Here is a 12,182-nt window from a genome sequence, read left to right as displayed (position 1 = left end):
TCATGAAAAGGACCGTATTATCAATTGCCATAACATCTTTATTCTTTGCATACTCCTGCAAAAACTCTCAAACTTCAAAACAGGAAACTGTTCAGAAACAAGTTGTGAAAAGTAATATTACTGATGAGCAGCTAATGGACAGGGTACAGAAAGATGCATTAAAATATTTCTGGGATTATGCTGAACCCAAATCGATGCTGGGAAGAGAGCGGTATCACGAAGACAATATTTACCCTGATAATGACAAGCATGTCGTAACAATCGGGGGCTCAGGGTTCGGATTGGCAACCCTGCTGGTAGGGGTGGAAAGAGGATTTATTCCGAGACAGGAAGCTGTAAAAAGACTGACCCATATGATGGACTTTCTTGCCAAAGCAGATCGTCATAAAGGTGCCTGGTCACACTGGATTAACGGAGAAACAGGAAAAACTGTTCCTTTTGGCAAAAAGGATAATGGGGGAGATCTTGTGGAAACTGCATTTCTTACCTCCGGAATTTTAATGGTACGGGAATACTTTAAAAATGGAAATGCTGAAGAAAAAGCCCTTGCTGCAAAATGTGATGAGCTCTGGAAAGGAATTCAGTGGAACTGGTATACTAAAGGAGGCGAAAAAGTTCTGTACTGGCACTGGTCACCGGAGTATCAGTGGGAGATGAATTTTCCGCTGGAAGGTTATAACGAATGTCTGATTACCTATATTTTAGCTGCTTCATCGCCGACACACCCTATTGATGCAGAAACCTATTACAAAGGCTGGACGAGAAACGGAACCTATCTTACAAACAAAACAAAATACGGACTTCCTCTCTACGTAAAACACAATTATGCCGAAGAATATGGCGGGCCGCTTTTCTGGTCACAATATTCCTACATCGGTCTGGATCCTACCGGACTTTCCGATAAATTAGTTAAAAATTATTTTGATTTAAACAAAAATCAAGTCCTTATCGACTATAAATACTGTGTCGAAAATCCAAAACAATGGAAAGGCTACGGACCCAATTACTGGGGATTAACAGCTGGCTACACAAGAAATGAAGACGGAAGTACAGGTTACACTGCCCACATGCCAACCAATGACAATGGAGTTATCACACCTACTGCCGCATTGAGCAGCTTCCCTTACACCCCAAAAGAATCTATGGACTTCCTTAGATTTCTCTATACACAAAAACCTGAATTCATTGGATCTGCAGGGCCTTACGATGCTACTTCGGTTAACTATGACAACTGGTTTACTCCAAGATATTTAGCGATAGATCAGGGGACAATAGCCCCAATGATTGAAAACTACAGAACAGGATTCCTTTGGAAACTATTTATGAATGCTCCTGAAATTCAGCAGGGACTTAAGAAATTGAGTTTTAAATCTGGCAAATACAATATCAAATAATCAAATCTTAACGTTATCTTTATCTCACTGAATTTTAATTCAATAGGAATGGGCGTTAGCCCGTTTAAATAAAAACAAATACCAAAACGGTTTCAGCCAAAACCTAAACAATAATATGAAAGTAAAATTAAAACACCTCCCGCTTTTACTCTTGCCGTTCTCATTACAGGTTAATGCACAGGAAATAAAAGCAGAATTAAACAAAGAAATCAAAAGGACCGAAAAAATATCCTACATTCTCGATTATCCTCAGAAAGTAAAAGGAAATGTGCCTTTAATCGTATTTCTTCACGGTTCAGGAGAAAGAGGCAATAATCTTGATGCAGTTAAGGTTCACAGTCCGTTTACCTACAAAAATCTGATCAAGGAGCCGGTAGCTATTTTGGCACCTCAGTGTCCTGCAGATTCATGGTGGGATACGGTAACGGTTTATAATCTGATCAAAGAGATTCAGCAAAAATATAAAATTGATGCTTCCAGGATTTATCTCACAGGACTTTCGCTGGGAGGCTGGGGAACATTGCAACTTGCCATGGAACATCCTGAAATGTTTGCGGCGGTAGTTCCTGTGTGTGCTCCTACGGACATGATCATGTATGCGAATATCAACCGGTTTAAAGATCTCAATATGAAAATTTTTCACGGTGGAATGGATGATATTGTACTCCCTGAAAATGCCTTTAATTTCTACCAGAGATTACATCCGGTAAATCCTTCAGCAGAACTGGTTATTTTCCCGAATGATAACCATAACTCCTGGGATTCAACTTATTCTGATCCTAAACTGTATGAATGGATGCTGTCTAAGAAAAAAGAAAATTAAATGGCTCCGGAAAAGAGACATTAATCCTATAAAACATAAATTGTAAAAAAATTAGAACCCCTTATAAAACAAGCAAAATAAAATTAGAACTATAATTTAAGAAGATAGATTTATGAAAAAGTTAATTGTAATGGCAACCCTGGCCCTTTCTCCCGTGTTTTCTGCACAGGAAATGGTAACCAAGCCGGTTCAGTCTTATCAGACCGCTCAGTATCAGGCGAAGAAAAAAGCTTTCGTAGAAAATCTTTTGTCTAAAATGACCTTGGATGAAAAGATTGGCCAGCTCAACCTGCCGACTTCCGGAGATTTTACTACAGGGCAGGCTCAGAGCTCAGACATTGGTAAAAAGGTGGAACAGGGATTAGTAGGAGGATTATTCAATATAAAAGGAGCCGAAAAAATTAAAGCAGTTCAGAAAGTGGCCGTAGAAAAAAGCCGTCTGAAGATTCCTTTGATTTTCGGAATGGACGTCATTCACGGTTACGAAACCACTTTCCCGATTCCGTTGGGTCTTGCTGCTTCCTGGGATATGAACCTTGTACAGCAGTCTGCAAGAGTAGCGGCAAAAGAAGCTTCATCAGATGGGATCAACTGGACCTTCTCGCCAATGGTGGATATTTCCCGCGAACCAAGATGGGGAAGAGTTTCAGAAGGTTCCGGGGAAGACCCTTACTTAGGAAGTGAAGTTTCTAAAAATATGGTGTATGGCTATCAGGGAAAAGACCTTTCTGCTGCTAATACCATTTTAGCCTGCGTAAAGCATTTTGCACTCTATGGAGCTGGTGAAGCCGGTCGTGATTACAATACGGTAGATATGAGCCACGTGAGAATGTTCAATGAATATTTTCCACCTTATAAAGCGGCTGTAGATGCAGGAGTAGCCTCTGTAATGGCCTCTTTTAATGAAGTGGATGGAGTTCCGGCAACCGGAAATAAATGGCTTCAGACCGATGTATTGAGAAAATTGTGGAACTTCAAAGGCTTCGTTGTGACCGATTATACAGGAATCAACGAAATGACGGAACACGGAATGGGTGACCTTCAGCAGGTATCCGCTTTAGCTCTGAAAGCCGGAGTCGATATGGATATGGTAGGGGAAGGATTTTTAACCACTCTTAAAAAATCCCTGGACGAAGGAAAAGTTACACAGTCTGAGATCGATATGGCGACAAGAAGAATCCTGGAAGCAAAATATGACCTTGGATTATTCGATGACCCTTACCGCTACGGAGATGCAAAACTGGCTGCGAAAGAGGTTTACAATATGGAAAACCGTAACATAGCAAGAAGTGCAGCAGCCCAGTCCATGGTTTTATTAAAAAACGAAAACCAGGTGTTGCCATTGAAAAAATCTGGTACAGTTGCGGTGATCGGTCCACTGGTGAACAACTCCCTGAATATGGCCGGAACATGGAGCGTTGCCACAAAACACGCTGCTTCAGTTTCACTAATGCAGGGACTTCAGGCTAATTATGGAAAAGAAGTGAAATTCCTTTCAGCAAAAGGAGCAAACATAGATTATGATGCCAAATTAGAAGATATTTATGCGGCTCATGGTAAAAAAACAGACCGGGATAATCGTTCTAAAGAAGAATTGCTGAAAGAAGCAGTTGATATAGCCAATAAAGCCGACGTTATCGTTCTGGCAATTGGAGAATCTGCAGAAATGAGCGGCGAATCCTCTTCAAGAACAGAAATTACCATTCCTCAGTCTCAGGTTGATTTGTTAAATGAACTGAAAAAAACTGGAAAGCCAATCGCTATGGTTCTTTACACTGGCCGCCCGCTGGCTCTGACTAATGTAAAAGATGTACCTGATGCTATCCTGAACGCATGGTTTGCCGGTTCAGAAGCTGGAAATGCTATTTCGGACGTTCTGTTCGGGAAAGTAAACCCTTCAGGAAAACTTCCGATGACCTTCCCAAGAAGCTTAGGACAGGTTCCGATCTATTATAACGCAAAAAATACAGGCCGCCCTCTAAGTCAGGATAAAGTGGATAAATGTGTATACGAAAGATTCCGTTCCAATTATATGGATGAATGTAATACACCTTTGTATCCGTTCGGTTATGGTTTGAGTTATTCTAAATTCACCTATTCTGACTTGTCTGTTTCAAATTCCAATCCGAAAGGAAATCAGACCATTCAGGCTTCAGTAACCGTTACCAATTCCGGAAACTATGATGGAGCTGAAGTGGTACAGCTGTACATCAGGGATATGGTAGGAAGCATTACCAGACCGGTAAAAGAACTGAAAGGATTCCAGAAAGTATTCCTGAAAAAAGGAGAATCTAAAAAAGTAACCTTCGACATTACACCGGAAAGCTTGAAATTCTACAATGGAGAATTGAAATTCGACTGGGAACCGGGAGACTTTGATATCATGGTAGGAACCAATTCTGATGAGGTTAAACACTCAAAGATCAATTGGACTAAATAATAATAACCAAAGCCACTCTTTGAGTGGCTTTTTTCCACCTTTGGCATGATTTTTAATGGCACAGTGGTAGCTTTAATATAATAATTATGAAAAAAACGATTTTACTTGGCGCAGTATTCATGGGGTCTTTCCTGTTCGCACAAACAGTGGGCGGAGATAGAGATGCGCATGGATGCATAGGTTCGGCGGGGTATACTTACTCTCAAATTAAAAAAGATTGTGTAAGAGTTTTTGAGCAGAAGATTAAATTGACAGAAGTGGCTCCTAAAGGCAGCTCTACTTCAATGGCTGCTGTTATTTTCAGTAAGGATATGAAAAAAGCTGAAGTTTTTATTCCGGATACGGATGGAGAGAGCCTGGTCCTTACAAGAGCAGGAAAAGGTAAAATCTGGAAGAAAGATGACTATGTTTTAGTTCCTTTCAAGAAAGACGGATATCAGCTTAAGAAAGACAATATTGTGATTTACCAGTAAATCTGGATTTTATAAATAGAATAGACCGCCTGTTAAGGCGGTCTATTTGTTTTAACAGTAAAGTATAAAGGTTATAAATTCTAAAATATGATTAAAATTTGTCGCGAAGAGAAACCACAGAATTAAAATAGTATATTTAAAAGGCTCCCGAATGAGGAGTTTTTTATATATTAGATGAACTAATACCTTGTCTCAAAACTCAAACCATTAATATTTAAAATATGAGAAAAACTATTTTATTGGGCGCAATGTTTCTCAGCTCTTTAGCCTTTACCCAACAAAAAGGAGGTGATAAAGATGTTCATGGATGCAGAAGCTCAGCAGGCTATACATATTCGCAAATCAAAAACGATTGTGTAAGGGTTTTCGAACAGAAAATTAAACTAAAGGAAGTGAACTCAGACAAAAGTTATACTTCAATGACGGCTGTTATTTTTAGTAAAGACATGAAAAGAGCAGAAATTTTCATTCCGGATGGAAATGCAAAAAGCATTATCCTAGTCAGAGAAGGAAAAAACAAAATGTGGAAAAGTGGAAGCTACATTAAGGAAACCTATGTGTTGGTTCCCTATAAAAAAACAGGTTATCAGATTAAAAAAGATGATGTTGTGATTTATCACTCATAAAATCATTTCGAAAGCTTACAGTAGGAAAAACCAAAAAATTAAATAGTATGAAAAATCTGAAAAAATTGACAAAACGAGAATTGAAAACAGTTCAGGGAGGCATCCCTATGTGTCTGCCAGGATATTTCTGGTGTTCATTTGTTAAAAAATGTATTCCTGTAGGATCAGAATGCGGACTGGCTCTGTAATATACTGATCTTTTACTGTTTTAAATAAATATAGCCGATCATTTGATCGGCTATATTTATAGAGAAAGGTCTGAATTGATCAGGCTTTTTTTAGTAGCATTTATTAGCATCGTAAATTCTGCATGGTCCGTTCTCAGAATACTGGCACGTTCCGGCAGGACAGCTTTGTCCCGGTTGTGGAACCCATCCTCCTGAAATCATTTTTAAACTGGATTTTGATAACTTTTTCAGATTTTTCATAATAAGTTTTGTTTTAGATTGTTTATTTGATGTTTTACTAAATTAGAAAATAAATCAATATAATATCACTTACTGTTGAAAAAATAATTCCCCGTCTTAAAATAATCCATCCAAAAGCAGATTTTAATCTTTAAAAATATAAAATATATCATCCGTCTGAACCAAAATTGAAAAGGACATTCACAATTTTCATCTCTCACCGAAAATCCTTATTTTTGTACATCTAAAAAGTAAAAGAAAGAATGAATTCCTACAAAAATCCATTGGAAGAGCGCTATTCCAGTGAAGAAATGTTGTTTAACTTCTCGCATAACAACAAATTCCGTACCTGGAGAAAGCTTTGGATTGCCCTTGCTGAAATAGAAAAAGACTTAGGTCTTGAAATCACAGACGAGCAGATTGCCGAACTGAAAGCCAATGCCGAAAATATCGACTACGATAAGGCAGCAGAATACGAAAAGAAATTCCGTCATGATGTAATGGCTCACGTTCATACCTATGGTGATGTGGCGCCTTCAGCAAAAGGAATTATCCATTTGGGAGCGACTTCGGCTTTTGTAGGAGATAATACAGACCTTATTCAAATCCGTGACGGACTTTTAATCTTAAAGAAAAAGTTGGTTAACGTGATGAAAAACTTAGCTGACTTTGCTATTCAGTATAAAGACCTTCCTACCTTAGGATTCACCCATTTCCAGCCTGCTCAGCTAACTACAGTTGGTAAAAGAGCAACACTTTGGTTACAGAGTTTGGTCCTTGACATCGAAGAACTGGATTTCTTCCTGGAAACACTTCGTTTCAGAGGGGTAAAAGGAACTACCGGAACAGCAGCAAGCTTCCTGGAGCTTTTCAATGGTGATTATACCAAAGTAAAACACTTAGATAAAGAGCTTTCAAAAAGATTCGGTTTCGAAAAAGTTTTTGGAGTTTCGGGTCAGACTTATGACAGAAAAATTGATGCTAAAGTAGTAGCATTATTAGGAAATATTGCCCAGTCTGCTCATAAATTCACCAACGATTTACGTCTTCTTCAAAACCTTAAGGAAATTGAAGAGCCATTCGAGAAAAACCAGATCGGTTCATCCGCAATGGCTTATAAGCGTAATCCGATGAGAAGTGAAAGAATTGGGGCTTTGGCAAAATATGTAATGTCTCTTACCACAAGTTCTGCAATGGTGGCTTCTACCCAATGGTTTGAAAGAACACTGGACGATTCTGCCAATAAAAGGCTGACAATTCCTCAAGCGTTCCTTGCGGTTGATGCTATCCTTTTGATCTGGAACAATATCATGAACGGAATCGTTGTTTATCCGAACAGGATCAACAAACATATTATGGAAGAACTTCCTTTCATGGCGACAGAATATATCATCATGGAAGAAGTGAAAGCAGGTGGTGACCGTCAGGAAATTCACGAAGTGATCAGGGTTCATTCCATGGAAGCTTCCAAGAAAGTGAAAGAAGAAGGTAAAGAAAACGATCTTATTGAAAGAATCCTAAATGACGATTCTTTAAAACTTGATAAATCAAAATTAAAAGAAGTTTTAGATCCTAAAAACTTTATTGGTTTTGCACCGATCCAGACAGAGGAATTCATAGCGAATGAAGTCCAGCCGATTCTGGATCAGAATAAAGACCTGATAGGATTGGAGGCTGATCTTAAAGTATAAAGCATATGCAGTCCTTTTGGGCTGCATATTTTATTTTAACACGTTCAATAATTCGACTTGGATTTCAGCTCCCCAAAGAGCTTCTAATGCGGATGGGACTTCGGATAAAAAACTGACGCTGAAGCTGTAAAGTATAAAGAATCATATATCGGTTCTGAAAAGTAAAAAGAAAATAAATCTAATATTAAAAAACTGACATCTAATGTCTCAAAACAAAAGAATTTTCGTAGAAAAAAGAGGAATTTTCGATGTGGAAAGTCCAAAAATTTTTGATGAAGTAAAAGCGGTCGTTCCGTCAATCCAAAATGTAAAGGTGTATAACGTTTACGATATTTTCGGGTTGAATGACGGGGAATTCGAAAAAGTAGTCAACAGCACTTTCGTAGATCCTGTTACAGATATTTTGCACACAGAAAATCCTGCGGAAGGAATTTTTTTCGCAATGGAGTTTTTGCCGGGGCAATACGACCAACGCGCAGATTCTGCCCAACAGTGTATTGCTTTACTTACAGAAAATGAAAAATCAAAAGTAAGAAGCGGAAAACTGATCGAATTTGAAGGAATTTCTGAGTCTGATCTTGCAAAAATCAAAGATCTTTTAATCAATAAAGTAGAATCCCAGGAAAAAGATTTGTCAATTTTGAACATTCCTGCGGAAGAAACACCATCAAAAGTTTTAATTCACGAAAATTTTATCAATTTTGATGATGCTCAGCTTGAAGAATTCTTTAATAATCATGGTTTTGCATTAGGTCTGGACGATTTAAAATTTATTCAGGAATATTTTAAAACTGAACAGAGAAATCCAACTGAAACAGAACTTAAAGTTTTAGACACGTACTGGAGTGATCACTGCCGTCACACCACCTTTGAAACACAGCTTTCAAATATTGAGTTTGAAGGAGCTTTCAAACATACATTGGAAACCATTTTCAATGACTATATCGAAAAAAGAAAATTCTTAGGGCGTGAACTGAAACCTATTTCCCTAATGGATCTGGCAACAGTATGCGGAAGATATTTCCATAAAACAGGCAATCTGGAAAACCTCGTGGTTTCAGACGAAATCAATGCCTGTACTATTCAAATCGAAGCTGAATACGACGGTAAAAAAGAACCGTGGTATTTATTATTCAAAAATGAAACCCATAATCACCCGACGGAAATTGAACCTTTCGGAGGTGCTTCAACATGCTTGGGAGGCGCTATCAGAGATCCATTGTCCGGACGTTCTTTTGTTTTCCAGGCCATGAGGCTGACAGGAGCTGCAGATGTTCTGGAACCGGTTGATAAAACCTTACCGGGGAAGTTACCTCAGAAAACCATCACCAAACAGGCGGCAAACGGATATTCTTCTTACGGAAACCAGATCGGTCTGGCGACTACAATGGTTTCTGAAATCTATGATGAAGGCTATAAAGCCAAGAGAATGGAAGTCGGTTTTGTTACCGGAGCAGTACCTGTAGACTGGGTAAGACGTGAAAAGCCTGAAAACGGTGATTCAATTATCATTTTGGGAGGTGCAACAGGCCGTGACGGAGTAGGCGGAGCCAGCGGAAGTTCAAAAGAGCAGGATGAGACTTCCATCCACACCATGAGCTCTGAAGTTCAGAAAGGAAATGCCGTTGAAGAACGTAAAATCCAGAGACTCTTCAGAAACCCTGAAGTAACAAAACTGATCAAGAAATCAAATGACTTCGGAGCAGGAGGTGTTTCTGTAGCCATTGGTGAAATTGCCGATTCCTTAGAAGTAAACCTTGACGTTTTACCGCTAAAGTATGAAGGATTAAACGGAACAGAGCTTGCTATTTCAGAGTCTCAGGAAAGAATGGCTGTGGTGGTTGATCCGAAAGACAAAGAAAAGTTTATCAAGTTCTGTGAAGATGAAAACATTGTCGCTGTAGAAGTGGCAAAAGTTACAGATTCAGGCAGAATGCAGATGTTTTGGAAAGGCGATAAAATCGTAGATCTTTCAAGGGCATTTTTAGATACAAACGGCTGTTCTAAAAGCCAGGAAGTAAAAATTACCCACCTTGAAGAAGTAAAAGAAGAAAAAGTTCCTTTTACAAAAGAAAACTTCATTAAAATATTAAGCGACAAAAATGTAGCTTCCCAAAAAGGATTGCTGGAAATGTTCGACTCTTCTGTAGGAGGAACTACTGTTGCGATGCCTCTTGGAGGAAAATACCAGCAGACGCTGATGGAAGGAAGTGTTCAGACCCTGCCGATTTTAGGAGCAAAAGATATTGAAACCGTTTCATTTGCAAGCTGGGGATTTGATGCTGGAATTTCAAAGCAGAACTCAATGTTGGGAGCTTCTTATGCAGTGGTTGAAAGCGTTGCTAAAATTGCTGCCATGGGTGGTGATTATAAAAATATCAGGCTAAGCTTCCAGGAGTATTTCGAAAAACTGGGACAGAATCCTGAAAAATGGGGTAAACCTTTAGCTTCACTTTTGGGGGCTTATGATGCACAGATCAATCTTGGCCTTGCGGCCATCGGAGGGAAAGATTCCATGAGTGGTACTTACCAGGATCTGAATGTTCCGCCTACCTTAATTTCCTTTGCCTGTGCAAACGGTGAAAAGAAAAATGTTATTTCCCCTGAATTTAAGCAGGCCGGAAACAAGCTGTATTTCTTCAACCATATTCCTAAGGAAAGCGGGCTTCCGGATTATGAAAGCTTAAAAGGAATTTTCGAATTTATTTTTGAAAATATCAAAACCGGAAAAATTGTTTCTGTGAAAACCATCAAAGAAGGCGGTGCAGCTGTAGCTTTGGCAAAAATGAGCTTTGGAAACAGATTGGGTGCAGATATAACTATTGATGAGAATGCTTTACTGTCCAAAAATATCGGCAGCTTAATTATTGAATCAAAAGAAGAGCTTAGCAATATTTCTCTTCAGCAAATCGGTGAAGTAAAAGATTCAAAAATTTTAAAAATAAATAATCTTGAATCTCCAATTTCGGATCTTGAATCAGCTTACACCGGAACCTTTGAAAACCTTTTCCCTACTAAAGAAAAAGAAAGGCTTACGGTTGAGATAGATGAGCAGTTCAACTCAATCAACCCAAGAAATATCATTATTAAAAAACACGGAATCGCTCAGCCGAAAGTATTTGCTCCGGTATTCCCCGGAACTAACTGCGAATATGACACTTTAAATGCATTTGCAAAAGAAGGGGCAGTGGTGAGCAGTCTTCCATTGAAAAACATCAGCCACCAGTTGTTGGATGAAAGCATCGATGCATGGGTGGAAGAGATCAGAACTTCTCAGATCCTTGCTTTCTCAGGAGGTTTCTCGGCAGGTGACGAACCGGATGGTTCTGCAAAATTCATTGTCAACGTTCTGAAAAACGAAAAGATGAGAAATGCTGTTCACGAATTGCTGGACAGAGATGGAATGATCATAGGGATCTGTAACGGTTTTCAGGCTTTGGTTAAATCCGGTCTGTTACCTTACGGAAGAATTAAGGATCTGGATGAAAACTCTCCGACACTTGCTCACAATGCGATCAGAAGACATATTTCCCAGATGGTGAATGTAAAAGTTGTGAATGATGAGTCACCTTGGTTAAAAGGAATGAAAGACCAGGTATTCACGATTCCGATTTCTCACGGTGAAGGCCGTTTCATGGCTTCCGAAGAAGAAATTAAAAAGCTTTACGAAAACGGACAGATTGCCACCCAATATATTGATCTTGACGGAAACATTGCCCATGGTATGCCATTCAACCCAAATAATTCATTATTTGGGATTGAAGGAGTTACCAGCCCTTGCGGAAAGATTTACGGAAGAATGGGACACCCTGAACGTTTTGCAGAAGGTCTCATGAAAAACATACCGACCGCGAATTACCACAATATATTCAAAAATGGAGTGGAATACTTCAAATAAAAATAACAGAAAAGTGACCGTCATTAATGGCGGTCACTTTTCAAATCTGGCAGGATTTTATGAAGAGGTTTCCTCTGTTTTAATGAAAGATACGGATTGGAAAATAGGAACCCTGGATGGATTCGATGATATTCTGTACGGAGGTTTCGGAGTATTTGAGAACGGGGAAGAATTAGAAATTGTCTGGAAAGAATCCCAAAAATCAGAAAAAGATCTCGGTTTTGAAGCCACCTGTGATTTTTACGAAAATAAGATCCGGCAGGGAAAACCGTTCAATATCCAATTGATACAGCAAAAACTGGATGAACTGATTTCAGGAAAAGGCCAGACCTTATTCGGAATTTTAGTTGAAATTATAGAATCGCATAAAAATATTGTACTAATTTTGGATTGATTTTAATGCTGATTGAGTACAGTAAACAAGCAACAC

General features: G+C 38.9%; 10 protein-coding genes. 9 read left to right on the top strand and 1 reads right to left on the bottom strand.

Annotated features, from left to right (window positions below):
• Positions 1-2 precede the first annotated feature (2 nt).
• From ACM40_RS05530 to ACM40_RS20505, 6 genes are all read left to right on the top strand, one after another.
• Positions 3-1,394: a glucoamylase family protein gene (locus tag ACM40_RS05530; RefSeq protein ID WP_048501849.1), complete on the top strand. Its 1,392-nt coding sequence runs from the start codon at positions 3-5 to the stop codon at positions 1,392-1,394.
• 115 nt (positions 1,395-1,509) lie between these two features.
• Positions 1,510-2,217, top strand: a complete 708-nt coding sequence (locus tag ACM40_RS05525; protein ID WP_048501848.1) for a prolyl oligopeptidase family serine peptidase — start codon at positions 1,510-1,512, stop codon at positions 2,215-2,217.
• A gap of 112 nt (positions 2,218-2,329) precedes the next feature.
• Complete coding sequence (gene bglX / locus ACM40_RS05520; protein ID WP_048501847.1) at positions 2,330-4,657, top strand: beta-glucosidase BglX; 2,328 nt, start codon at positions 2,330-2,332, stop codon at positions 4,655-4,657.
• Between the two features lie 86 nt (positions 4,658-4,743).
• Entirely contained in the window at positions 4,744-5,130 is a 387-nt protein-coding gene (locus tag ACM40_RS05515; RefSeq protein ID WP_048501846.1) for a hypothetical protein, read from the top strand.
• 221 nt (positions 5,131-5,351) lie between these two features.
• Positions 5,352-5,756, top strand: coding sequence for a hypothetical protein (locus ACM40_RS05510; protein ID WP_048501845.1), 405 nt, complete (start codon positions 5,352-5,354; stop codon positions 5,754-5,756).
• Between the two features lie 47 nt (positions 5,757-5,803).
• Entirely contained in the window at positions 5,804-5,944 is a 141-nt protein-coding gene (locus tag ACM40_RS20505; RefSeq protein WP_165579280.1) for a bacteriocin-like protein, read from the top strand.
• A gap of 90 nt (positions 5,945-6,034) precedes the next feature.
• Here ACM40_RS20505 and ACM40_RS20500 read toward each other — a convergent pair whose 3' ends face one another.
• Positions 6,035-6,184 carry a hypothetical protein gene (locus tag ACM40_RS20500; RefSeq protein WP_165579279.1) on the bottom strand — a complete coding sequence of 50 codons (150 nt, stop codon included), beginning with the start codon at positions 6,182-6,184 and terminating at the stop codon, positions 6,035-6,037.
• A 242-nt stretch (positions 6,185-6,426) separates the two neighbouring features.
• Between ACM40_RS20500 and purB the strand changes: the two genes are divergently transcribed.
• From purB to ACM40_RS05495, 3 genes are all read left to right on the top strand, one after another.
• A complete protein-coding gene (gene purB, locus ACM40_RS05505; protein ID WP_048501844.1) occupies positions 6,427-7,854 on the top strand; it encodes an adenylosuccinate lyase in 1,428 nt (475 codons plus the stop codon).
• 202 nt (positions 7,855-8,056) lie between these two features.
• Positions 8,057-11,752, top strand: coding sequence for a phosphoribosylformylglycinamidine synthase (locus tag ACM40_RS05500; protein ID WP_048501843.1), 3,696 nt, complete (start codon positions 8,057-8,059; stop codon positions 11,750-11,752).
• On the top strand, positions 11,730-12,146 hold the full coding sequence (locus tag ACM40_RS05495; protein ID WP_048501842.1) for a ribonuclease inhibitor: 417 nt from the start codon (positions 11,730-11,732) through the stop codon (positions 12,144-12,146). Before ACM40_RS05500 ends, ACM40_RS05495 begins: the two co-directional genes overlap by 23 nt.
• Positions 12,147-12,182: the final 36 nt, after the last annotated feature.

Source organism: Chryseobacterium sp. BLS98 (genome assembly GCF_001045445.1).
In the GTDB taxonomy this organism is placed as follows: Bacteria; Bacteroidota; Bacteroidia; order Flavobacteriales; family Weeksellaceae; genus Chryseobacterium.
This window is presented reverse-complemented; position numbering and strand designations above follow the sequence as displayed.